The sequence below is a fragment of the Fictibacillus fluitans genome, assembly GCF_030418125.1.
Classification (GTDB): domain Bacteria; phylum Bacillota; class Bacilli; order Bacillales; family Fictibacillaceae; genus Fictibacillus_C; species Fictibacillus_C fluitans.
This window is the reverse complement of the sequence record NZ_JAUHTR010000001.1, coordinates 161,373-186,684: the sequence shown is the minus strand read 5'-3', so window position 1 is coordinate 186,684 and position 25,312 is coordinate 161,373. Positions and strand designations below refer to the sequence as shown.

Annotated in this window: 21 protein-coding genes; 1 reads left to right on the top strand and 20 read right to left on the bottom strand. The window is 43.2% G+C overall.

Annotation, left to right across the window (positions count from 1 at the left end; all coding sequences use genetic code 11):
- Positions 1 to 189 precede the first annotated feature (189 nt).
- Complete coding sequence (locus QYB97_RS00850; protein ID WP_301164067.1) at positions 190 to 1,530, top strand: S8 family serine peptidase; 1,341 nt, start codon at positions 190 to 192, stop codon at positions 1,528 to 1,530.
- Between the two features lie 108 nt (positions 1,531 to 1,638).
- On the opposite strand, the gene lhgO is transcribed toward QYB97_RS00850, so the two are convergent.
- From lhgO to QYB97_RS00750, 20 genes are all read right to left on the bottom strand, one after another.
- Positions 1,639 to 2,847 carry an L-2-hydroxyglutarate oxidase gene (gene lhgO, locus QYB97_RS00845; protein WP_301164066.1) on the bottom strand — a complete coding sequence of 403 codons (1,209 nt, stop codon included), beginning with the start codon at positions 2,845 to 2,847 and terminating at the stop codon, positions 1,639 to 1,641.
- A 64-nt stretch (positions 2,848 to 2,911) separates the two neighbouring features.
- The gene (locus tag QYB97_RS00840) at positions 2,912 to 4,513 is read right to left on the bottom strand and encodes a long-chain-fatty-acid--CoA ligase (RefSeq protein ID WP_301164065.1); all 1,602 of its coding nucleotides are present in this window, start codon (positions 4,511 to 4,513) and stop codon (positions 2,912 to 2,914) included.
- Positions 4,514 to 4,575: 62 nt separating this feature from the next.
- A complete protein-coding gene (locus QYB97_RS00835) occupies positions 4,576 to 5,862 on the bottom strand; it encodes an MFS transporter (RefSeq protein WP_301164064.1) in 1,287 nt (428 codons plus the stop codon).
- 179 nt (positions 5,863 to 6,041) lie between these two features.
- Positions 6,042 to 6,803, bottom strand: a complete 762-nt coding sequence (gene fabG / locus QYB97_RS00830; protein WP_301164063.1) for a 3-oxoacyl-ACP reductase FabG — start codon at positions 6,801 to 6,803, stop codon at positions 6,042 to 6,044.
- Between the two features lie 11 nt (positions 6,804 to 6,814).
- Positions 6,815 to 7,219 carry a PaaI family thioesterase gene (locus QYB97_RS00825; RefSeq protein WP_301164062.1) on the bottom strand — a complete coding sequence of 135 codons (405 nt, stop codon included), beginning with the start codon at positions 7,217 to 7,219 and terminating at the stop codon, positions 6,815 to 6,817.
- A 16-nt stretch (positions 7,220 to 7,235) separates the two neighbouring features.
- Positions 7,236 to 8,018 (bottom strand): enoyl-CoA hydratase/isomerase family protein, encoded by a 783-nt coding sequence (locus QYB97_RS00820; RefSeq protein ID WP_301164061.1) that lies wholly within the window; start codon positions 8,016 to 8,018, stop codon positions 7,236 to 7,238.
- Positions 8,019 to 8,039: 21 nt separating this feature from the next.
- On the bottom strand, positions 8,040 to 9,203 hold the full coding sequence (locus QYB97_RS00815; protein WP_301164060.1) for a thiolase family protein: 1,164 nt from the start codon (positions 9,201 to 9,203) through the stop codon (positions 8,040 to 8,042).
- A 16-nt stretch (positions 9,204 to 9,219) separates the two neighbouring features.
- On the bottom strand, positions 9,220 to 10,368 hold the full coding sequence (locus QYB97_RS00810; RefSeq protein WP_301164059.1) for an acyl-CoA dehydrogenase family protein: 1,149 nt from the start codon (positions 10,366 to 10,368) through the stop codon (positions 9,220 to 9,222).
- Between the two features lie 30 nt (positions 10,369 to 10,398).
- Positions 10,399 to 11,280 carry a 3-hydroxyacyl-CoA dehydrogenase family protein gene (locus QYB97_RS00805; RefSeq protein WP_301164058.1) on the bottom strand — a complete coding sequence of 294 codons (882 nt, stop codon included), beginning with the start codon at positions 11,278 to 11,280 and terminating at the stop codon, positions 10,399 to 10,401.
- A complete protein-coding gene (locus tag QYB97_RS00800; RefSeq protein WP_301164057.1) occupies positions 11,267 to 12,895 on the bottom strand; it encodes a long-chain-fatty-acid--CoA ligase in 1,629 nt (542 codons plus the stop codon). The genes QYB97_RS00805 and QYB97_RS00800 overlap by 14 nt, the downstream gene beginning before the upstream one ends.
- Positions 12,896 to 12,938: 43 nt before the next feature.
- Positions 12,939 to 14,087, bottom strand: a complete 1,149-nt coding sequence (locus QYB97_RS00795) for an acyl-CoA dehydrogenase family protein (protein WP_301164056.1) — start codon at positions 14,085 to 14,087, stop codon at positions 12,939 to 12,941.
- Positions 14,088 to 14,320: 233 nt separating this feature from the next.
- Positions 14,321 to 15,757 (bottom strand): sigma-54 interaction domain-containing protein, encoded by a 1,437-nt coding sequence (locus tag QYB97_RS00790; RefSeq protein ID WP_301164055.1) that lies wholly within the window; start codon positions 15,755 to 15,757, stop codon positions 14,321 to 14,323.
- Positions 15,758 to 15,910: 153 nt separating this feature from the next.
- Positions 15,911 to 16,846: a glutarate dioxygenase GlaH gene (glaH, locus tag QYB97_RS00785; protein ID WP_301164054.1), complete on the bottom strand. Its 936-nt coding sequence runs from the start codon at positions 16,844 to 16,846 to the stop codon at positions 15,911 to 15,913.
- A 220-nt stretch (positions 16,847 to 17,066) separates the two neighbouring features.
- Positions 17,067 to 17,402 carry a DUF3870 domain-containing protein gene (locus QYB97_RS00780; protein WP_301164053.1) on the bottom strand — a complete coding sequence of 112 codons (336 nt, stop codon included), beginning with the start codon at positions 17,400 to 17,402 and terminating at the stop codon, positions 17,067 to 17,069.
- A gap of 53 nt (positions 17,403 to 17,455) precedes the next feature.
- On the bottom strand, positions 17,456 to 18,760 hold the full coding sequence (locus QYB97_RS00775; RefSeq protein WP_301164052.1) for an MFS transporter: 1,305 nt from the start codon (positions 18,758 to 18,760) through the stop codon (positions 17,456 to 17,458).
- 28 nt (positions 18,761 to 18,788) lie between these two features.
- Positions 18,789 to 20,318 carry an acyl-CoA synthetase gene (locus QYB97_RS00770; protein WP_301164051.1) on the bottom strand — a complete coding sequence of 510 codons (1,530 nt, stop codon included), beginning with the start codon at positions 20,316 to 20,318 and terminating at the stop codon, positions 18,789 to 18,791.
- A 188-nt stretch (positions 20,319 to 20,506) separates the two neighbouring features.
- Entirely contained in the window at positions 20,507 to 21,403 is an 897-nt protein-coding gene (locus QYB97_RS00765) for an AraC family transcriptional regulator (RefSeq protein ID WP_301164050.1), read from the bottom strand.
- 11 nt (positions 21,404 to 21,414) lie between these two features.
- Complete coding sequence (locus tag QYB97_RS00760; RefSeq protein ID WP_301164049.1) at positions 21,415 to 22,803, bottom strand: sulfatase family protein; 1,389 nt, start codon at positions 22,801 to 22,803, stop codon at positions 21,415 to 21,417.
- A gap of 16 nt (positions 22,804 to 22,819) precedes the next feature.
- Positions 22,820 to 23,842 carry a Gfo/Idh/MocA family protein gene (locus QYB97_RS00755; protein WP_301164048.1) on the bottom strand — a complete coding sequence of 341 codons (1,023 nt, stop codon included), beginning with the start codon at positions 23,840 to 23,842 and terminating at the stop codon, positions 22,820 to 22,822.
- A gap of 63 nt (positions 23,843 to 23,905) precedes the next feature.
- Positions 23,906 to 25,309, bottom strand: a complete 1,404-nt coding sequence (locus QYB97_RS00750; protein WP_301164047.1) for a sulfatase family protein — start codon at positions 25,307 to 25,309, stop codon at positions 23,906 to 23,908.
- Positions 25,310 to 25,312: the final 3 nt, after the last annotated feature.

Sequence of the window (25,312 nt, the reverse complement as noted above, 5' to 3'; positions counted from 1 at the left end):
TTTTCACGTATAAAAATTCATTGGACAATGTGTAAGTGTTTTTCTATTTTTGTTAAACAAAGTGGTAAATAACTAATAACTCGACAAAAAATCACAATATTTAATTTATTTTTTCTTACAAAAGAGGAAAAGTAAACCAATCTGTCGAAATCACCTTACTGTTAAAACTTTTTAATTAGGAGGATTTGAATGAAAAAGAAAAAACTTGCAGCAACACTTCTATTAAGTACGGCCGCTTTCTTTGGTACTGTTTCTCCACAGGTCCATGCTTCTTCCGCTGAGGAAAAATTTGTTGTTCTGTTCAAAGATTCAGACAACCTGCCCTCAGGATACGAACAAACTATTAAGAATGCTGGCGGTAATGTGGTGAAATCTCTAGGTAAACTTGGAGCAGTTGAAGTCAAAACCACAAATCCTAATTTCGCTTCCCAGGTGAAAAAGTCGTCGCTTATACAAGATGCAGCCAAGGAGCATGAAGTAACCCCCGAAACAGTCGAATCGAATCTTCTTCCGGATTTTGAAGCGGGAGCAGCGAATGATTTGTATCATACATATCAATGGGATATTAAACAGGTAACCCATGATGGCGCTTCATGGAAATTGCCTGGAGGTACAGGCAAATCAGTTGATGGCAAAGATATAGTTGTCGGGATCATCGATACTGGCATCGACTATGATCATCCAGATATAAAGCAGAATTATGCCTATGGAAAATCCTTTGTTGCCGGTCATCCAAGCCCTAAAGATGAAGAAGGACATGGAACCCATGTGGCCGGATCCATTGCAGCTAAAGGCAGAGTGCTGGGAATTGGCCCGGATTTAAAAGTGGCGGCTTACCGGGTATTTGCTCCCGGCGCGTCTGCCTATACTTCCGATATCGCCAATGCTCTTACAACGGCAGCTGATGATAACGTTGATGTAGTCAACATGAGCCTTGGAGGATATGACTGGTTCCAGGATCCTGATTATGCTACAAAGGATATTGTTGCTGATGTTCGTTTGTTTAACCGCGCAATTCAATACGCCATTAAAAAGGGAGTTACCGTTGTCGGCTCCGCAGGCAATAATGCTTCCGATATTTCCAAGCCAGGCCAACTTTCTGGTGATAATAACGGATCGACACACCGCAGTCCAAGCAGCCAAACCATGATTCGGGTATCTTCAAACGGGGAAGCGAAAAACCTGGCTTACTACTCCAATTATGGAGTTGGAAAGATTGATGTCATGGCACCCGGCGGTGATTATGGACTTGATTGGCTTGAAACAAGAGATCCTGCATTAAGAATTGGAACAAAGCGTTGCCTTTCTACTGTACCTGGTGGCTATGCCTGGATGCAGGGAACGTCTATGGCATCACCAAAAACGGCAGCTTTAGCAGGAGTTATCATTGCCCAGCATGGCAAAGATGCACTCTCACCTTCTCAGGTAAAACATATCATCCAAAAATCAGCAGATGACGTCTTTAAACCAGGCAATGACAGCTATTCAGGATTTGGTCTGATCAACGCTGAAAACGCACTTCGTCAATAATAAAAGCCCCAGCCTTCATATGTGAAGGCTGGGGCTTTCGTTTTAAAAGGTACTATTTTTTGCGATATACTGACTTCTAATCGTAGTGATTTCTACATTCTCCAAGTGTTAATTGGCTTTCCGATTTTGTTCCAACTGAAGCCCATTGACAATGGCTTTTCCTATTTGCAAGGAAGCGGTAGCTGCCGGTGAGGGAGCATTACAGACATGTACAGTGTTTTGCCCATAAATAATATGGAAATCATCCACAAGTGTCCCATCAGCTTTTAGGGCTTGTGCTCTTACTCCTGCTGGAGCCGGCTCTATATCTTTTTCTGTTATTTCAGGAACCAATTTCTGCAGCCCTTTTACAAATGCTTTCTTACTGAAAGACCGGATCATTTCTTCTAATCCATTCTTCCAATACTTTGATGCTATTTTCCAAAAACCTGGATAGGTTAGAACTTCTGCAAGATCCTTCAAATCAATATCTGATTTGGTATAGCCTTCTCTTTTTAAGCTCAAAACAGCATTGGGTCCAGCTTCTACGCTTCCATCTATCATTCTTGTAAAATGAACCCCAAGAAAAGGAAAGTTGGGGTTGGGAACCGGATAAATCAGGTTTTTCACAAGGGATCTTTTCTCTGGTTTCAGTTCATAGTACTCCCCGCGGAACGGAACGATTTTTATCCCGGTTTTCACCTGTTCAAGCCGCGCCATCCGATCACTTTGCAGGCCTGCACAATTAATAAGAAAGCGGGTGTGAAACGTTCCTTTCGATGTCTCAATTTCAATGCCATTTGCTCCATGATTGATGTTCATCACTTTCGTTTGAAGACGGAGATCCCCTCCATGATTCGCAATAATTTTGGCAAAGGTTTCTGCCACCTGCTTATAATTAACAATTCCAGCTTCTAAAACCCGTATGGCGGCCAAACCCTCTACATGAGGTTCAAATACTTTTAACTGAGATGAATCATTGATTTTTTGAACATTGATGCCATTTTGCAAACCGCGATCATACAAATTCTCCAGGAGCGGCAATTCTTCTGGAGAAGTTGCGACGATTACTTTTCCGCAAATTTCATGCTGGATATCATGCTTCTGGCAAAATTCTACCATCGCTTTACTGCCTTCTCGGGCAAAACGGGCTTTATAGCTTCCTGGTTTATAATAGATGCCCGAATGAATAACCCCACTATTATGACCTGTCTGGTGGCTGGCCCATTCTTTTTCTTTTTCAACAATTAGAACCTTACTTTTCGGATGCTGATTTAACAAGGTCATTGCTGTGGATAATCCCACAATCCCGCCGCCTATGACGCAAAAATCATACATGCCTTTTCCCGCCTTTCTTGATCATTTATTGTTTCGTTTGCTATCTATTAGAGATTCATCCAGACTACACGTTTGCATTCATCTTCAATCTTTCCTGTTCCACCAACACTCTTCGCAGTACTTTGCCTACAGAGGTTTTAGGAAGCTGCTTCCGAAAGCCAAAAGAACGCGGCACCTTATAAGGAGTCAGCCGCTCACTGCACCACTCGCGCATTTCTTGCTCTGTCGCACTCTCCTCTTTTTTTAAAACAATAACGGCTTTCACTGATTCGCCCCGATAAGGATCAGGAATACCAAAAACGCACACTTCTGCCACCGAAGGATGCTGATACAATACGTCCTCCACCTCTACCGGGTAAATATTAAACCCGCTTGCTATGATTAAATCTTTTTTCCTTCCTACGATATAAAAATAGCCTTCTTCATCCATTATTGCGAGGTCACCAGTATAAAGCCAACCCTTGCGAAGCGCTTTTGCGGTTTCCTCCTGACGCTTCCAATAGCCTTTCATAACCTGCGGACCTTTTACGATTAGTTCTCCTGCCTCTCCTAATGGCATCTCTTTTGTACCTGTTTCGGCATCCACAATTTTGGCATCTGTCAATGGATAAGGAATGCCTACACTCCCCGGCTTTCGTTTCCATGTGCCGGGGTTTCGATGAGTAGTTGGCGATGTTTCGGTCATTCCATAGCCTTCATAAATATGTATCCCTAACTTTTGTTCAAATTGCTGGATGACTTCTACCGGCAGGGAAGCTGAACCTGAACTGCAGTACTTAAAACTGCTCACATCCTCCTTTTTCAAACGGGGATCATTTAATAATGCGATATACATGGTGGGCACAGCGGGAAAAATGGTTGGCCGGTATCTTCTGAGAATAGAAATGATGGTTTCTATTTGAAATTCAGGAACCGCAATATAAGTTGAAGCAAAATAGATCGCCCCGTTCATCCTTCCCATTCCATAAACATGGTACAGGGGAATTAAACCCAGCATGACTTCACTGGAACGTTTAAGATCGAGTACATTTGAAGTAAACTGCAAATCCTGATACACATTCGCAAATACATTATCATGCGTTAGCATAACTCCTTTTGATCTTCCAGTTGTTCCTCCTGTGTACTGGAGAACAGAGACATCATCTGCTGTATCAATGGATAACTGAGGCACATGTTTTTTCTTTTCCCCTATTCGGTAATAAAGTCCATCTTCATGTGCAGAATCCGTATTGATAATGGAGAGCGATTCAACCAAACCCATTCTTTTTAATTTCTCTCTCTGAAAACTTTGTCCTATAAACCATGACGTGTTTGAATCTCTTACTATATATTCCAGCTCTGCATCTTTATATAAAGGATTCACCTGAACAACAATCCCTCCGAGCCGTTGGATCGCATAAAAGGCAATGATATATTCGAGGCAGTTTGGCAGCATAAGAGCCGCCCTCTCTCCTTTCGTGAAACCGCTTGCATGCAGCGATCCCGCCAGGAAATCCACACTCTCTTTTAATTCCACATATGTTACCTCTTGAATTCCATCAATGACAGCAAGCCGGTGCGGGTAACACTCTGCGGTCTGTTCCAGGATTTCGTACAAGGACAGTGACGGAATTTTCATGCTGTAGTCTACACCCTCAGGGTAATGATCTTCCCATATCTTCCTCATCTTGAAGCACACCCTTTCTTTATTGAAAAAACATGCCAGTTGGCATGCCCTTTCAATGTTAATTAAGAATATTTCACATCAGGACGTTTGCGGTTGTCCACATCGTTAACCTGCGGTTTCATGTTCTTTTCTGATGAAGGTTTCACAAAAAGTGCAAACAGAATGCCAAAGACCAGGACGATTCCCCCCATAAAAACAATGGATAAATTGTAACCGGCAATCTTATTAGCTCCGGCAAGTCCAATGATCCAGCCAGTGATCACAGGGGCCACTATCCCTGCCAGGTTGCCAAAGGATGTTAAAATGCTCGTCATTAATGCTCCCCGTTCAGGCCATTCATTGATCATGATGGTTGGTCCGATCGGCAAAATTGTATAGGTGAGGCCTTTTGCCAGACACATGGCAACAACGACCCACATAGGCTGTTGGAAAATGGTTAATGAGAGTAAAAGAACGGCTCCCAGGACCATGGATGCAGCAATAATATAAATTCGAGACACCCGCCAATTTTGGCTTTTTTTAAACATAAAGTCCGATAACATGGAAATTCCCACATATATCAATACAGAAACGATTCCGATAACTGCCACACTATATCCCATTTGGGCGGACGACATTTTCACCGACTCTACCAGATAAATCGGCAGCCAGACCGAGAACCAAACAACCAGGATATAAGCAGAAAAATAAGCCAGGGTCGTAAATAACGCAGAAGGTTTGGTTAAGAGCACCAGAAAATCTTTTATTTTCAATCGTTCTGCTTTGCTTGCAGTTTTCTTTTTAAGCACAACCTCCCCTTCCGGACGTTCCTTCGTAAAGAACTGGAACAAACAGAACCAAACAACACTTGCTGCACCCAATGTTGCAAACGCCATTTTCCATCCCAGCAAAGTGATCAGCGCCACCAGTAAAGGAGCAACAATCATGGCCCCAACCGTTCCGCCTGCTACAACAACGGAGTTGGCGAACCCTCTCAGCTTCGGAGGAAACCATTTATCAGCATGATTGTAGGCTATAGGGCTGTATGGTCCTTCAAATGCGCCGAGGAGCAGCCGGTAAAGAATTAAAAGAGGAAGAGCCGTTATCGCCAGAACCCCCACTTGAAGGACGGCCCAGGTGAGCATCAGAAACCCCATAACTTTTTTTGCTCCAATACGATCAGCCCACGCGGCGCCAAAGATTCCAGTTACCGGGTAAAGCCAGTAATAACTGCTCCCGACGAGTCCCCATTGTGCATAAGACAGTTGAAATTCATCTTTAATTTGAATCGCTGCCAATCCGATAATTGACTTATCGGCAAAGTTTATAATGGCTCCCAAAAATAACATAAAAAGTATAAACCATCGCATATCAATCCCTCTTTTCCAATATGTTTTTCATATTTGAGTGATGAACTAAGATGTCTGAAATCGACCTTTCAGTTGGTACTTTTCAGCTCTTTCACGATGATTTCAACTGCTTGGTCAGCAGTTTTTCCACACCACGCATCCACATTGCTCTCTATCTTTTTTGAAAACGCTTACAAAAACTATACTGCTGGTCCGCCGGTTACATATAAAACTTGGCCGTTGACAAATGAAGAAGCATTGTCGGCAAAGAAAAGAGCGGCTTGGGCGATATCTTCAGGCTTTCCTGTTCTCCCAACGGGAATTTCTTTTGTCTTATACGCAATAAGTTCTTCAAACGACATCCCTAAACGATCAGCGGTCGCTTGGGTCATAGCAGTCTCAATAAAACCCGGTCCAATGGCATTGACCGTAATACCATAAGGACCCAGTTCAATCGCCAGCGTTTTGGTTAGTCCTTGCAAGCCGGCTTTTGCGGTGGAATAATTAGCTTGGCCCCTGTTTCCCAATGCAGATACAGAGGAGATGTTGATAATCCTTCCAAATCGCTGTTTAACCATATAGGCTTGTGCCGCCCGGCTGCAATAAAACGTTCCTTTTAAGTGAACATCCATTACCTTATCCCAATCGTCATCTTCCATCTTAAATAAAAGATTATCTCTTGTGATCCCGGCGTTGTTAACCAAAATATCAAGGCTTCCCATTTCCTCCACGGCTTTGTAAAAACCTTGTTCCACCTGGTGTTTGTCGGTAACATCCATCTGAAAGGTAAACAGGTCCCAGCCTTCCTGGGTGAATTCTTGTTCTAGCTCCAGCAGCGCCTGTTGCTGAAGATCTGCCACACACACTTTCGCTCCCTCTGAAGCAAAAGCTTTTGCAATCGCTTTGCCAATTCCACGGCTGCCGCCAGTTATAAACGCAGATCTTCCGTTTAACCTTTTCATCGCAGTGCTCCTTATCCATTGCGTATTAATTTAAAGGTACCCATCCCTTTTGCCAAAACTTTTCCGTTTTCATCTTTAATTTCACCCTCGGTAAAGGCAAGCTTGTACCCCTGTTCCTGTATTGTTGCTTCAGCAAATATCTCTCCTGAGGATATGCTCGCAAGAAATTGAATGCTGAGATGAAGGGTTACTACCTTTGCTTTTGCCGCAGAACGAGTCACCATACCCATAATATTGTCGAGCATGGTGGCATAAACTCCTCCATGCAATGTTCCGTTAATGTTATGCAGGTATTCCCGTACGTCCAATTTAATTCTAATCTTGTGTTCATCAAATTGAACGATCTCGAAACCAATGTGTGAAAAAAAGGGATTCTGCTGAAACTTTTGGTGTATTTCTTCTATAGTGACGGGCACACGCCGACCTCCTTTCCTATCTTCCTGAAAATTGCGGTTGCCGTTTTTCCAGGAATGCATTGGTTCCTTCGCCTTTATCTTCTGAAGAAAACAAGATAGCCTGTGCCAGTTTTTCAATTAACAATCCCGTTTTCATGTCAACCTCTGTCCCGCTGTGAACCACAATCTTCGCCAGCTTAACGGCTAAAGGACCTTTAGAGAGGATTTGCATTCCCATTTCCTCTGCTTTTCGTTCCAAATTCTCAGTACTTGTCACTTCAGAAACCAATCCGATTTGTTTGGCTTCTTCTGCATCAATGATTTTTCCGAGCAAAATCATTTCAAGCGCCTTCCCTTTACCCACCAGCCGGGCAAGTCTTTGAGTTCCCCCGGCACCTGGTATAATCGAAAGGTTGAGTTCAGGTAGACCGATTTTTCCGTTGGAAGAGGCAATCCGAATATCGCACGCCATTGCCAATTCAAAACCACCGCCAAGTGCATAGCCATTGATCATGGCAATGGTTGGCTTCTCATAAGCTTCAATCTGATTATAAACAGACTGCATTCCTCCTGAATCAAGTGCATCGAGCATGGTCTTTTCTTTCAGCTGTGCGATATCGGCTCCAGCAGCAAACGATTTTTCTCCTTTCCCTGTAAAAATCACGCAACCTACGGATGGATCCTGCCTCAGTTCCTCCAGTACTTTTGTCATCTCATTCAGCGTTTCCTTGTCGAGCGCATTCCTGAGCTCCGGCCGGTTAATAATGATATAGCCCAGCTGATCCTTTTGTATCACTTCAATGTTTCTGAATTCTGACATATAATCATGCCTCCTTTGTTTCTATCGCTCGAGCAATAGTGCAATTCCTTGTCCTCCGCCAATACAGGCGGCCGCCAAACCAAGCTGAACATCACGGCGTTTCATTTCGTGAACCAATTTTGTAATGAGCATCGCGCCTGTCGCAGCAATCGGATGCCCATGAGCAATCGCACCGCCATTTACATTTACCTTTCCGAGATCCATTCCCAGTTCCCGGTTGCAGGCGAGAACTTGTGATGCAAATGCTTCGTTGAATTCAACAAGATCGATATCCTTCAGGGTATGTCCTGTTTTTTTCAGCAGCTGCTGTATGGCAGGGACAGGTCCAATTCCCATATAGTTCGGGTCAACTCCAGCCACTTCCCAGCCTATGATGCCGGCTAAAATGTCCATTCCTTTTTCTTTGGCACGGTCCTCGGACATAACCACAACTGCAGAGGCACCGTCATTTACACCCGAAGAATTCCCGGCGGTTACACTGCCTCCTTCTCTGAATGCAGGTGAAAGGCGGGAAAGCTTCTCCTTGCTTGAGTCTGCTCTCGGATGTTCATCTTGCTCAAAGAGGGCGACATTACCTTTTTGGTCAGTGACTTCAATTGGTACAATCTGCTCCTTAAATAACTTTTTTTCCATTGCAGCTGCCATCCTCTGCTGGCTTTGAAGAGCAAATTCATCCTGTTCTTCTCTTGAGATTTCATACCTCTCAGCAAGATTCTCAGCCGTTTCTCCCATTGGAGGATCACCGATTTTGTCTGGTGAAAGCCTTCGTTTCATAAACGTTGGGGGTTGACGGTCATAGGGACGAGAAGGCGGGCGCATCAAATACGGGGAGCGGGACATGCTCTCCATACCTCCGGCTACATAAACCTCTCCTTGCCCTGCAGCAATCAGACTGGCTGCCAGTCCGATGCTGTTAATTCCTGATCCGCATTGACGGTCAATGGTCATTCCCGGAATACGTATTGGAAAATCGGCTTGAAGAGATGCGAGTCTGGAAATATTGCCTCCGCCAAAAAGGCAGTTCCCCATAATCACATCATCAATTTCTTCCGGCATAAGAGCGGCTTTCTTAACAGCTGCTTTCATAACTTCCGCTCCATATATATAGGGATCTATTTTAGCCAGCGCCCCTCCTTGTTTGGCAATAGCTGACCGTACGGCTGAAACAATCACTGGTCGTTTCATTACATCCTCCCTCCCTTTAGCAATATTCTTTCTTAAGCTGACCGGCTATAATATTTTTTTGAATTTCGGAGGTTCCTTCATAAATACGAGTAATCCTTGCGTCCCGGAAAAAACGTTCGATGGGATAATCAGAAATATAACCGATTCCACCATGTACCTGTACCGCTTTGTCCGCGACCCGGTTATACGCTTCCGAGCCAAACAGCTTCAGCATGGCCGCTTCTTTAATAACCTTCATTCCTTGTTCGACCATCCAGGCCACCCTGTAGGTAAAAGACCGTAAGCTTTCCACGTCAACCGCCATCTCGGCAATCATATGAGCCACTGCCTGATGTTCAATGATCGGAACATCAAATTGGATTCGTTCCTGCGCATATTTCACAGACAAATCCAACAGCTTCTGGCACGAACCCAAGTTACGAGCCGCTAAACCTGCACGGCCATTGGCTAAAATTTTCAGTGCATTAACATATCCTTGTCCTTCCGCACCTAAGACGTTTTCAATGGGAACCTCGCAATCTTCCATTATAATTTCTGCAGAATGAGAACCTCGCAATCCCATTTTTGGTTCGGTTGCTCCTACCTGGAATCCCTTAAAGCTCTTTTCTACGATAAAAGAAGTAATTCCCTTTGCTCCCTTGCCTGGATCGGTCACAGCCATTACTGTAAATACATCTGCCTCTGTTGCATTCGTAATATAATGCTTAGTTCCGTTTAAAATGTATTTATCTCCTTGTTTAACCGCTGTGGTTTTAAGATTAGTAGCATTCGAACCCGCACTTGGTTCTGTTAATGCAAAAGCACCGATCTTCTCACCTCTGGCCATAGCCGGGAGATACTTTCGTTTTTGCTGTTCATTTCCCATTTCAACAATTCCGACCGTACCTATTCCCGTATGGGCGCCGATTAAGGTGGTATAGCCGTTGTGCGTGGCCCCTATCTCTTCATAAAGCGCACATTTTCCAACCATGCCAATTCCGAGTCCCTCATATTCCTCGGGAATGCTTAAACCAAATAGCCCCATTTCTTTGGACATGTTAATAATTTTTTCCGGTATTCTATCTTCTTGTTCAATTTGTGCAGCCACGGATTCTACTTCAGTCTGCACAAAATCACGAACATTTCTCTTTAGAAATTGAATGTCTTCACTGAGCTGGAAATCCATACAGCTCTCCTCCTTCTGCAATCATAGAGTCTATGCTTTAACAGCAGGCTCGCTGTAGGTGTAGAATCCTTTTCCAGACTTGCGTCCCAATTCTCCCCGCTCCACTTTTTCCTGAACAATTTTGGCCGGCCGGTCCCTTTCGTCGCCGGTTTCCTGGAAACGCTGCTGCCGGACAAAATAGTTCACATCAATGCCAGTAAGGTCCATTAGCGCAAAGGGGCCAATCGGGTGATTGAGCGCCTTTTTACAAACCAAATCTATTTCTTCATGGGTGGCATAGCCGTTTTCAAGTAAATATACTGCCTCGTCCATAAGTTTTCCGAGAATGCGATTGGCAATAAAACCCGAGATTTCTTTTTGAAGAAGGACGGGTGTTTTCTTAATGTTCCTCACTACTTCCATGGCTGCCTCAGCTGTTTCTTGCGCTGTGTGCGGGCCTTTTACCACTTCAACCAGTTCCATGACAAGCGCCGGATTAAAGAAGTGAACATTACAAACCTTTTCTGGCCTTCTTGTGGCATCCGCCAGTTTGGAGCTCGTAATTGTCGAGCTGTTCGTGGCGAGAATGGAGTGTTCCGGCGTTATTTCATCGAGTCTTCTAAAAAGGTCACGTTTCGGTTCCAGTTTTTCTACGATGGCTTCAATCACAAAATCCGTTTGTGAAAGATCCTTAAGGTCAGATGAGTATTTTATCTTTGCGAATGCATCGGTGACTTGGTGCTCTGATAAACGTCCCTTTTCAATTCTCCGTTTCATCTGTTTCATTAAAGCAGCCTCTGCCATGTGCAAACGTTCTTTTTCAATATCATGTAAAATGACATTGTATCCGCCAAGCGCACAGACCATGGCAATCTGGGAACCCATCGTACCTGAACCAATCACCGCGATTTCCTGAATTTCATGACTTTGCATGTTTTATTGCTCCTTTCTCCTTTTCCTCTTGAACCAGCATTCTCTTTAATAGTTTGCCTACCGTATTTCTCGGAAGCGAATCTCTGATTTCAAATTCTTTTGGAACTTTATAACGAGCTAATTTGTGATAACAATGTCCCCTGATTTCCGCTAAGTCGATGACACATCCATTCTTTGGAACAAGGTATGCCTTTACGACCTCACCTTCTTCCTTATGGGGAATTCCGACAACAGCAGCTTCCTGTACATCCGGGTGTTCATATAGGACTCCTTCTACTTCCTGCGGGTAAATATTAAACCCTCCGACGATCACCATTTCCTTTTTTCGGCCAACAATGTAAAAGTATCCATCCTCATCCATGGTTGCCAAATCGCCGGTAAAAAGCCAGCCGTTTTGTAATGAGTCCTTCGTTTCCTTATTGTTTTTCCAATATCCTTTCATGATCTGCGGCCCTTTAATCGCAAGCTCCCCAACCGAATGAGGCGGCAATTCCTGTCTTCTCTCATCTACTATCAAGCAATCGGTACCAGGCATTGGGATCCCGATACTTCCCAACTTTCTTACTCCAGAGGAGGGATTGCGATGGGTGGAAGGAGATGCCTCTGAAAGTCCAAACCCTTCTCCGATCGTGGCACCTGTTAACGTTTCAAACCGTTTAATAACTTCTACCGGCAGCGGTGCAGACCCGCAAGAACATAATTTCAAGCAATTCAGCCCATAGTTCTCAACGCTTGGTTGATTCACGAATGCATTGTACATTTTGGGGACTCCAGGAAAAAAAGTCGGCCGGTATTCCTTGATGAAGGGCAAAATATAGTCTGCATCAAACTTTTTGAACAACAACAAGGTAGCACCGATGTAGATGCCCAGATTCATGGCGCTGGTCATGCCGTATACATGATACAAAGGGGTAGCGGCAAGCACGGTTTCCTGCCCGGGAATCATTTTTTCTCCGTACATCGTGTAGCTTTGGATGACATTAGCCAGAAGATTATGATGGGTGAGCATAACGCCTTTCATTTTTCCGGTCGTTCCTCCTGTATACTGAAGAACAGCCACCTCTTCTCTGGAATCCATAGGAGTGTTTCCAGAAAGAGTATCGGAATACTTTTTTAAGTCTTCGAGCTTAATCACCAAAGGGTTCATATCCTTATCCGTGATTTGAGAACTGAAGATGAAATGAAAGGTATACTGTTCCTTTATTTCCTGAATAACAGAAAAAGCATTTGGGTCTGCCACTATGTATGAAATCTCCGCATCGAAAACAATTTGTAAAAGTTCCCTGGATGTATAAAAAGGGTTGATCTGAACAACAATCAAGCCAAGTGCCTGGGCGGCATAGTACGAAATAATATAATCAGGATGATTGGAAAGCATCAGACCGATACGCTGGCCTTTTTGCAGTCCAAGTTCACACCAGGCAGCAGCAAGACGATCTGTTTGGTTTTTTAGTTCTAAAAAACTGATTCTCTGATGTTCAAATAAAATGGCTGTCCGGTCTCCGTACTTTTTGGCAGCGGTTTCAAGAATGGAGTAAACGGAGACGTCAGGTATGCAATTAGACTGGTTTAGATCGTAATACTTACTCCACGGCCGATTGGATACATGATGCAAAACGTATTCACCTCCTTTATTCTTGCATGGCTAATACCCACCCTTAGGCTTCCTGCAGAACATTTCTCGCGATGATTAACCGTTGAATTTCATTGGTCCCTTCATAAATTTTTGTGATCCGTGCATCACGGTAGAAACGTTCCACAGGATAATCTGAAACATATCCCATCCCTCCATGAATTTGAACAGCTTTATCTGCCACACGGTTAAAGACGTCAGAAGCAAAAAGCTTGGCCATTGAAGCTTCTTTAATTACCTTTTTGCCCTCATCGATTTTTTCGGCCGCCATCATTGTTAACGTTCGTGCTGCTTCTGTTTCTGTTGCCATATCGGCAAGCATCCACTGAATCGCTTGATTATCAGCAATCGGCTTGCCAAACTGAATTCTTTCTTTGGCATATTGAGCAGAGAGTTCAATCAGCTTATCACAGGAGCCAACTGCCCTTGCAGCAAGTCCCACGCGGCCTTCTCCCAAAATTTTCAATGCAGACATATACCCCATGCCCACTTGTCCGATGACATTTTCGTCAGGGATAATGCAATCCTCAAAAATCAGCTGTGAAGTGTAAGAGCCTCTCAATCCCATCTTTTTATCTTTTTTGCCAATAATCAGCCCTGGGAAATCTTTCTCCAGAAGGAATGCTGTGATTCCCCCTTTTGCTCCTTTTTCCTTGTCTGTCAGGGCAAATACGGTAAATACATCTGCAATCGGTCCATTCGTAATGAAATGTTTCGTTCCATTCATGACCCAATGATCGCCTTTCTTTTCTGCCCGGGTAGCCAGATTTGTAGCATCTGAGCCGGCACCCGGTTCAGATAAGGCAAACGCTGCGATTTTATTTCCGGCGGCCATGTCCGGCAGATACTTATTTTTCAAGTACTCGGATGCAAGCTTTACCAAGCCGGTGCTGCCAATACCTGTATGTGCACTGATCAGAGACACAAATCCATTATGTGTACGACCCAATTGCTCGAGTACATTGGCTTTTTCCACCGTATTCAACCCGATTCCGCCATACTGCTCGGGAATGCTTATACCAAATAAACCTAGAGCCTTAGCCTGTTCAACAAGATGTTGAGGGATGGCATCCTCCTCTTCAATTTGCTGTGCACAAGGCTCTACTTCCTTTTCTACGAAATTACGAATCATCGTTTTCATTTGCTGCATTTCATCTGTCATAACGGCTGTCATCTGTCTCATCCTCCTCTAAAAATCGTTCTCTTTATGTTTAATGCAAGTTTTGTGCCAGTTTAAAAAAGAGGGCCATGACGAGAAAGGGCAAAAGAAAAAAGGGTGTTTGATACAAAAATGTATCAATATCTCGTGAATGTATGATTCTTCATGATGCAAATTTGTATCACCGATTCATAAATGCATCAAATGAGAATAAAAAAGATCCAGACGCCTTAGCGCTGAATCATTTTTTATGCATTTTCTCCAATTTTAATTTGATACTTCTGAAGTTTCCTTACGATGGTAGGCTGGCTCGTGTCCAATGCTTGAGCGATTTCGTAAGTGGTATTGTACGTTTTCACAGCTTGTGATAATGCTCTTTTTTCAGCGCGTTCAACTACTTCTTTCAAAGTCATCTCATCGGAGTTCTCTTCTTTTGGAGTATATTCTGCATACTCTGCAGGCAGGTCTCTGATGGTCAAACAATCTGACTGGGACATAAGTGTAAGGCGTTCAACCATATTGGCAAGCTCCCTTACATTACCTGGCCAATGATAGGAATAAAAGAAATCATGTAAACTGCTGTCGATCGCCTTTTTTAAACTATACTTTTCGTTTACCATCTCTAAAAACAAGTAAAGAAGCGGGGAGATATCCTCTTTACGTTCCTTTAAAGAAGGAATGACAATGGGAACCACATTCAACCGGTAATATAAATCTTCTCGGAAATCTCCTTTTGTCACCATTTCTTTTAAATTCCGATTCGTGGCTGCAATGATCCTGACATTAATTTTTTTCGAATGTGTACCTCCTATACGCCGAATTTCCCTTTCTTGCAAGGTTCGCAGCAGCTTTACTTGAAGGGCTAAAGGCAGCTCTCCAATTTCATCCAGAAACAATATTCCGTTGTCCGCCATTTCAAAAATACCCGGTTTTCCTTTTGAATTAGCTCCCGTAAAAGCGCCCCGCTCGTAACCAAACAATTCTGATTCCAGAAGGTCAGGAGGAATGGCTCCACAGTTTATTTTAATGAATTTCCCTTCTTTGGATCGCACGCTTTTCGAATGAACATATTTGGCTAAAACATCTTTTCCTACTCCGGTCTCTCCGAGAATTAGAACAGTCGCATCCACATCAGCAATACGGCGGGCCATCTCGTATATCCTTTTCATTTGCGGGCTGCGCAAAATGATATCGCTTTCATTGACAGACCGGCTTTTAAGTCTTTCAATTTCCATTTTGTAGCTTTTGTTCAGTTCGTTCGCTTTTCGGAGAGCAGCCTGGAGTTCATTCAGCTCGGAGAGATCTCTGATATTCGTGACAACCTTCTCTACTTCCCCGTGATCATTGAATACAGGATTACCCGTAATCAATGTTTCTTTTCCTGAGTAATTGTATTGAATGGTAGAAACGGCGCGCTTTTTTTCCAAGACCTTTTGGGTGATTGAATCCTTCAATATCCCTCGTTTCATTAACGCGTCTACATTTTTACCAATATAGTATTCTTTCGGTATGCCGGTAATCCGTTCAATGGCTGAATTGGTTTTTAACGTTACCCCATTAACATCTGTTATGTAAATAACATCGTACGAGCTTTCAATAATGGCGTCTAATTCCCTGTTCATAGCTGTGGCTTTGTTTAATTTTTGCTGTAAAACTTCCAATTCCGTCGATGACTGAGTGCGCATTTATATTCCCCTTTTCTGAAGGCAGATACTTATGACTTCTTGAAATAAAGGAAAAACCCTCCTCCATTCGACTTTGTCCTGCTTTCTTTCGATGAATAAGGAAGAAAGACCCAGCCCTGAAGTCACAGAGGGCAGAGTCTTAACTATCACTACCTATACTTTTGCAAAATATCCTCTTTGTCTTAACAGCTCTCGGTAAAGCTTTTGGTTCTTTTCAAAAGGAGCTCTCCCATGCAGCCAGAACGTATTGTTAATCATGACCAAATCTCCTGCAGGAAGAGGTAAAGCAATCGTTGCCCTGCTGTTTTCCATTGAATCGGAAAGCTCTTTTAAATAGACAGCTTCTTCAATGGTTGAAGGATAAGCGAACTGGTCAATAAAGCAAATACACGGTTTTCCGTTTACTTCATAAAATGTTCGATTGTATACGCTTTTACTCACATTTTTACTGGAAGGAGCTCTATATTCGATCCGGCACGATCCAATTGGATGTCCGGAAAACTTGTCCAACTCTTCCCAATCGTCCAAATGCATCAGCCTGGATTCTCCTCCTGCAGCATGTTCCTCACTAAACTTCATCATTAAAAGCCAATCTGTAGTTTCATCCACGTATGTGCCATCAGTATGCAGAGTAAACAGACGGTACGCCTGGCGAAGGTATGAATCACTATGGTCCGTATCCTTCACTGAAAACCTGGCGTAATATGTACCTGACATGGCATCGAAGTTCACTCCGCCGACAAGGTGTGAAATTGCTGTCGCAAATTTTACATAATCCTCTTCATCAATGGTTAGGCTCTGCAGACCAATAGTAAATCCTCCCGAATTTCGGTCATGCAGTATGGCACGAATCGTCTGGACAAATTCGCTGCCAATAGAGGATTGCAGACTGTCTGCCAGAACCAGTCTCATGTATGGGACATATTCCAGGCGCTGTGAGGTAACTTCCTTATTCTTTTCCAAAAACGTGACAAGGACTTTCTTGTCCACTTCAATGGTATACAGCCGGTGATGGACGGGATGCTCTTTAACCTCAAAGTTTTCATATTTTCCAGTAAACGATCTTACAGTCTGTTGAACAATGCTCATTTTTCATCCTCCTTTTATTAGACAACAAAAATAGCCAGCCATATCATTTGCACACGAAATGATATAACTGGCTATAGTCTACTGCCGGCTCCCGAAAGGAAGTCCCATAGACTTAACAGTTAATTTAAATTTAACCAATACCTCAATTTACCGTTTCTGAAAGGGGCCGCCTTTCTAGAAGTAAATGTTAGCTTTATCTTAAAGAATAAAAATTCAGTTGTCAAACGTTTTTTGAAAATTCAAATTTCTCATTTATGTATTGATATTGTTTAAATGCATCCTTCGCTGCTGCCACCAAGGCAGATTGCGCCTTGCCATGGTAATGATTTTCAAGGACTTGTAGTATCGGCTCAAGGCCATCCAGCAGACTGTAACCTCTCAACAGCCGGCTCAAAAATTGCTGTGCATGTTCCGTTGCAAGCGTACAGGATGCATCAACAATCACCCAATACGTTACATCCGTTTCAAGTGTCACCGTTAGCGTCTGGTAAATATCGCTCGCTGCCATTCCTTGGGGAAGCTTGGCATGGCCGGCGAGCATCACCGTTTTATGCATATTCATTCCTCCTTTCTGCTTATTGTTCCTTCATTTTAACAGATTGCTTTGTATTACAGTTTTTGTGCTATCGTATTCGCATTGTCCTTAGTGCTGGTTGTTACTGCCTTTTTCTGAGATCCAGGCATATACACACTCAGAATAATAGAGATTGTTAATCCAGCCATCATGAATCCGCCGAATACCCAGGGTGATGGACCAAATGATTCGGCCATGGTTCCCCACATAATCGGTCCAAACCCGGCAATGGCTGCGGCTACCTGATATCCGACAGACAGGCCGGTATATCGGACATTGGCGGGAAACAACTCAGCAAACAATGTTCCCTGAGTGGCAAAGATTGCCCCCCACAACACGCCAAGCATGATGGCCTGCATGAGATAGAGCCATCCGGCACCCTCATCAATGAGTGAAAAGTAAGGAACAACGAGGAGAAACATGAGCACTAAACCGCCTATGTAAATCAATTTTCGGCCGATATAATCCGATAAAAACCCAAAGAGCGGGATGGAAATCAGCATGGTGGCACACCCGATGGTAAGCGCTGTTAATGCCGTATCACGGGAATAGCCCAAATATATAGTGGCAAAAACGAGCAGATAAGACATGGAAAAAACATTAAAGAAGCCATCTCCAACCTTTAAACCAATCGCACGGAGAACATTCTTCCAATCCTTCCTGAACGTTTCAACAATCGGCACAGCTGCAATATTCCCGCTTTCTTTTTCCTTTTTAAAAGCCGGCGTTTCTTCAATTCCGCTGCGTACCCAGATCGCCAAAGCAATAAGTACACCGCTCAGCAAAAAGGGAATCCTCCATCCCCATGCCATAAACTGACTGTTTGTTGTCAGGTAACTGATTAACGTTAAGCTGAATGAACCCGTAACCAGGCCAATCGGAACACCCATTTGCGGAATGGATCCATATAACCCGCGCAGTCCTTTCGGTGCATACTCCGTTGCCAGCAAAATGGCTCCTCCCCATTCGCCACCCAGGGCAATTCCCTGAATCAGGCGGAGCACAACCAGCAGCACAGGCGCCAGCAATCCAACCTGCGCATACGTGGGAAGTACACCGATCAGCATGGAGCTGCCTCCCATGCCAATCAACGTAAAAATGAGGGATGCTTTTCTTCCGATCCGGTCCCCCATATGACCGAAGATAATACTACCCAGTGGTCGTGCGGCATACCCGGCGCCAAAGGTTAAAAATGCGAGAAGAAGAGAAATCGCCGGATCATGTGAGGGAAAGTAAAGCGTCGAAAAAACAAGGCCTGTAGCTGTTCCATATAAATAAAAGTCATACCATTCAATAACCGACCCGGCCAGACTGGCGAACAAAATTCGGCTTTTTTTCACGAGACATGCTCCTTTGCGTATGTAATGGTTATAAAGAGAAATTTTTTGAGTAGTGAGCTCGTAGCTCCTTTTTCATGATTTTCCCATAGGCATTTTTAGGCAACGTTTCTACAAAATGAATAGTGGATGGTTTTTTATAGCTTGCTAAATGCGCTTTGCAATACTCCTTTATTTCCAGATCTGAGAGGTTCTGCCCTTCTTTTATAACAATGGCTGCACAAACCGCTTCACCCCATTCTTGGTCAGGAATGCCAAACACGCTCAATTCATCAATGTACGGATGCTGAAGCAGCACTTCCTCCACTTCACGGGGATAAATATTGTTGCCTCCACTGATGATCATGTCTTTCGTACGGTCCAGAATGTACAAAAATCCTTTTCCGTCGATGTTTCCAACATCCCCTGTAAGGAGCCAGCCATTTTTTATCGCTTTTTCAGTAGCTGGCGGATCATTCCAATACCCTTTCATTACCAAATCTCCTTTAACGGCTACTTCCCCGGTTTGTCCAACTGGGAGTTTATTGCCCTGAGGATTAAAAATGGCTATCTCTACTCCTGTTCTGGCTGTTCCAGCAGATGATAAAACTTCAATGTTTTCCAGCAGATGTTGTTCGCGGCTTAAGCCCGTAATGGTCATCGGGCATTCTCCCTGTCCATACACCTGTGCAAAAATAGGACCGAAAGAATGGATAGCCGCTTTTAAATCTTCCACATACATCGGTGCACCGCCATACAGAATGCAGGCAAGGCTGTCGAGCTTATATTGTTTTTTCGTAACGGAGTCGGTTAACCGCTTCACGATGGTTGGCGCAAGAAACGGCAAAACGCTCACTTGATGTTTTTCGATGAGCTCAAAAACACGTTCAGGCTTGAAGTTGCTTGATTCCAAAATAACTTGGGTTCCGCCCCGGGCAATAAGCGGCAATGCATATAATCCGGACCCGTGGCTTAAGGGAGCCGCATGCAAGCCGATGTCGCTATGGCTGAATGAATATAAATCGGTACATAAACTAAGGACCATCAACAGCAAATTCCGATGTGTCAGCATCGCTCCCTTTGGACGTCCGGTCGTTCCGGAGGTGTAAAAAAGCCAGGCCAGATCGTCACCATTGACAGCGGCCATCTCTACACCATTCTTCCCCTGCCCCAAAAGGTTTTCGTACTCTTGATCGAAACAAATACACAGCGAGGCTGATAGATTTCCCTTCATTCCTTTCACTTGTTCCTGATAAACCCCATCATAAAAGAAGGCGGCAACATCACTATGATTCAAAATATACAGTACTTCATTTTCATGAAGACGAAAGTTCAGCGGAACAACAACTAGACCCGCCTTCCAAACCGCAAACATCACTTCAAGAATTTCCGGACGGTTCGGGGAAAAAATTGCGACCCGATCTCCGGGACTCAAGTTAGCTTTCAGCACAGCTGCCAACTGATTAACCCGGTCATCCAGCTGTCGGAACGTTAAAGTCTTTTCTCCATAAACGATCGCCCTATGATCAGGATAAGCGGCTGCTGACTTGCTCAGTAGATAGGCGAGATTCATCGCTGTCATTTTTCACACACCTTTCAATTTGATAACGGCTGCATAAAAATAGAATCTAACATCATTACCATTCCTCTCCTTTAAAAATAAAGTTATCAGATTATTCAGCTATTAAATTATCTTCTATAATAGACCTGCCTCCTAAAAAAGTAAATACTTGTAAAATAAAAATAAAGCAAACCTGGTGGCCTGCTTTTTTATTGTTCTTTTAATTTGTATTTACCCGGCGAACAACCGACCATTCTTTGAAAAAGTTTACTAAAAAAGGCAGGGTCCTCATAACCGACCTTTGTGGCAACGGTAATTACTTTTTCATCAGAATGAATGAGAAGATATTTTGCTTTATCAATTCGAATTTGGTGGACCCATTCAATGACTGTTTTTCCACATACTTTTTTGAATACACGATTTAAATGGCGGGAGCTGATTCCAAAAAGATGGCACAGTTCCGGGATGCATATTTTTTCATCATAATGCCTTTCCAGATAACCGCGTATTCTTTGTACAATAATATTGTCCTGGTTACTCTCGCTTGAATGGAATGAATTTATTCTTTTCTCATTAAATATCCGCGATAACAGGATAAACAGCTCAACTATTTGTAATCGGACCAACGTCATAAAGCATGGCTTTCTGGCTTCAAACTCAAACATCAAGGCGTTGAGCAGATCGAGTATTCTAGTAGAGTGCCTGTCATTTAGGTTTATGCGGTGATGGAATCTTTCTTTCTCATTAAGGAAGGGATGTATATAGAAGAAATCCATGGACTCTGATATGCCCAGTTCTTTTAGCCACTTATGGTTGATCAAATTGGGTAGGAACAAACAATTTATTATTTCCAGAGATTCCCCCGACTGCACCGTGTAAGTATGAACTTCTCCAGGGTTAATTATGAATATATCATTTTGTTTAATAGGATATGAGACCCCTTCAAAAACGTGCTCTCCTTTGCCCTTAACCACAAATATGAGTTCAACAAATTCATGAGAATGGGCTGGCGGAATATTAAAATCCGTATGGATAAACCGTTTAACCCAAAATGGAAAATCCATTTCCGTCATATATTTTGCGCTCTCTACTCGCATTGTCTGCATTCTTGTCCCCTTTAATTTTTATTGCCCTTGAGCAACTGGTTTTTCATCCATTGATTTTTTACAATGCCGTCACCCTGCTGATCCAATTCTTTAAAAAGCGTTTCACGTAATTGTTTTAAAAGGTCCGCATGTGATGGCTCGCAAATGAGATTATTAAGCTCATTAGCATCACTTTTAAGGTCATACAATTCGTCCACATCGGTTAAGTTCCATACATATTTCCATTGAATGGTTCGGATCATCCGTTGTGTGTATAAACCAAATTGTTGGCCATTATACGTAACAATAACCTCCTTTCTCCAAGATGGCATATGATGATTTTTAATAAGCGGCACAAGAGATTGCCCTTGTGCAAAGGAAGGTATAGGAAGATTGAGCCAATCAAGAATAGTTGGTGGAAGATCTAAGAAATTGTAAACAAATTGATCACAGACACCGGCTTTAATAATGTTTGGCCAGGAGAGGATGAGAGGAACTCTTACTACCTCCTCGTACATAACATAATGTTTGTCCATCATACGGTGACCTCCACATAAATCCCCGTGATCACTTGTATAGATAACTATTGTGTTCAATGCATCAGACTGACGCTGTAAAGAGGTCAGTATTCTTCCGATCGCATCATCCAGCTGGCTGATTATGCCATAATATCTGGCAACAATGGGGGCCCAATCATCCCAAGTAAAATCCTGCACCTCCCAATTATGCAACTGCTGTTTTTGAACATATGGTTTATTCGTAAAGGTCTCAGTAAATGACGGCCACATTGGTATATCTTCTGGACGGTACCAATCAGAAAAAGGTTCTGAGGGTTCGCATGGCAAATGAGGTTCTGAAAAATTAACCCTGATAAGCCAGGGATCATCCTTTAAGGAATATTCCTGAATCATTGTGATCGCTTTTTCAGCTGTCCAATGTGTTTTGGTATTCTTTAGCGGGATGGGACTTTTTTGGCCAAAAAAGGATCTGGTTGCAGTAGACTTTGGATGAAGTTCATTAAGGTATTGTATATATTCCTGTTCCTGAACACATTGGTCAAATCCGTAATAAGTAGCGTCATACTGTGGATGAACCCCCCATTTTCCAATGTAGCCCGTCTGATACTTTTTTTCTTTTAACGTACGGGCCCAGGAATACTCTTCAGGTTCCAGGGCAGGTATTTTTAAACCGCCTGAGTAATTCCAAAGGCCTCCAATCAGCTCCGGCCGTCTGCAGTTAATGAAGGATTGCCTTGCAGGACCACAAACGGGTAAATGAGAGTAGGCATTTGTAAAAGATAAGCCTTCAGCTGCCAATTGATCCAGATTAGGCGTTCGTACTGGAAACGTTTTTACAAACCCAAGGCAATCATACCGTTGCTGATCGACAGTAATGAGCAATATATTTGGCAGCTTATCCATACTTCCCACCTTTTCATCAATTATGGAGGACACTTATTGACGTGCGCTTTACGTCAATAACCGCCCCGTTTTCCTCCTGTGAACAAATGGCTGCCTCGATCACTTGCTGTGCGGATAAAGCTTCAAGGCCAGAGCCTGAGATCTTTGAAGGAGAGACCGATTGCTTGATTTCACTTATAAATACATCAATCCTGTTCTTGAATGTATCATCAAATCCGTTCATTCCCGTTAAGACTGAGTTTCTTATCGACCGGCTTTCCTTGCTGGAATGTGGAAACAATGTCAGTTCTTCATATACATTGTCTATAGTCAGCCGTCCCTTATGCCCCGCTGCTTCACAATATTCAATAGGGTGATGGTTATCCATATCATAGCTTCCGGTTAAGTGTCCCACTGCACCAGACTCGAATTCAAGATTAATAGAAGCGGTAGACCAACTATTTCTTCCAGGTCCTTTGGTCATAAATGACTGAACCCGTTTAATATTTCCGCCAAGGTATTGAAGAACGTCGATTGAATGGGAATGCAGAGCTCGCATATGAACCCAGGGACTGGACTCATTTTTATTATCAATTGTTAACTTCATATTTAAGTACAGCAGTGTTCCTAACTCTCCGTTTTCAATCCACTTTTTTGCCTGCCAGGCAGCCGGTACAAACCGGTGATTGAGGTTACAGGCCAGACGAACGTTTTGCTGTGCAGCATAGTTTACCAGCTCAACTGCCTCCTCAATACGATTGGAAAGTGGTTTTTCAATCAGAACATCCTTTCCTGCTTCAATAACCGCCATGGCAGGTTCATAATGATGGGAACCTTTTTCTTCCCCCCCGGTAGCTATAATGGCAAGGTCAAGTGCTTCATTTACAAGCATTTCTTTTAAAAGGGAATACGTTTTGACATTGAGCTTCTGTCCCACTGACCGGAGCAGTTCTTGATTCAGATCGCAAATCGCTACAAGTTCAACATCAGGGTTTTGCTGTAAATAATAGCAATGCTTCTGTCCGATCCGGTTAACACCGACTACCGCTGCTTTTAACACTCTTTTGCACTCCTTTATGATGGAAATGCCTCGAGGATCATCCTCGAAGCATTCTGTAATGTTTTATACATTCTGTTCCTTTTTTTGTTTAGCTTGCAGCCTTCTGGCAGTATGAATGGAGCCAATATACATGGAATCATATGCCTCTTGGGAAGATTGAAACGGCCCCCGGTCCAGTCCATGCCAGTTTAAATTTTTATACATCGGATTTGGCCGTCCAGTTTGCTTTTCTCTGGCGGAAATATAATCATTCATTTTTTCCATCAATATTTGAACAGTTTCAGGTTCCTGTTCCGCTTGGTTATTAAGCTCCAAAGGATCTTGCTTCAGGTTGTACAATTCAATCTCCGGCTTAAAATGGAGATCCGGTTCAAGCGCACAAATTAATTTCCACTCATGTGTTCTCCATCCATGCTTTCGCATCCAGGTACATTCGGTGATATAAAATTCTGCTGGCTGCTTTTCACTCTCGTGTGTAACGTTCAATTGGGAAACAAGGCTTTCCCCGTCAAAAGGGATATCTGTTTCGATCTCAATCAATTCGAGTAGCGTTGGCATAATATCTTTAATAAATGTCGGACTAGATACTGTGACCCCTTCAGGCACTTTACCCGGGTATTTAATAATGAGCGGAACGACCAGATTATGATCATAAAGACCATGATGATCATACCAGCAATCATGCTCGTTTAATGTTTCTCCATGATCTGATGTAATGACAATCAACGTTTCTTCTGCAATATTTAAGGCTTCAACTGAAGTTAAGATATTTTGAATGCAGGCATCCATATACGCAAGAGCACCATCATACTGTGCATCCACATACTCCGAATCAGTGCAGCCTTCGGGAATCCAAGATTTCATAAAATCTGCAAAAGGTTTGAATTCATACAGCGCTTTTAATGATTGATTAGCAGGATTCTTTTCATCTCCATCATAAAATAACCTTTCAAACGGCTTTGGTGGAAGATATGGAGAATGAGGATCCATGTGTCTGATGAAGAGAAAAAAAGGGGCCTCTTCACCAGCAAGCCGTTTCAATTCGGGTATGACAACATCATTTAAATTTTCAGCTTTAGGACAACGTCCTGTTTCATCAGGTTGCCATGCTTCATAATCAAGATAGTTTTGAAATCCCCTTGAAGAAGGATTCCCGCTGAATCCAACACAAGTCGTATTGTAGGACTGCTTGTTTAGCACTTCTGCCAGTGTTTGCACATGATCGCCCATCGGACCTTCATGCCGAAGAGCAACTATATCGGTTCCAAAGCAATCCATCCCTGTCAGCATGGATGCATAGCCAGGAGTGGTAGGTATACTCGGGCTGAAATGGTTCTTAAACAAGACGCCTTTTTCGGCAAGCTTGTCTATATGTGGAGTAGTAAGCCTGTGATATCCATATGAACTCATGTGATCCCGCCTGAGGCTGTCTATGCCAAAAAGAATAATGTTCGTTTTTTTATTCATTGG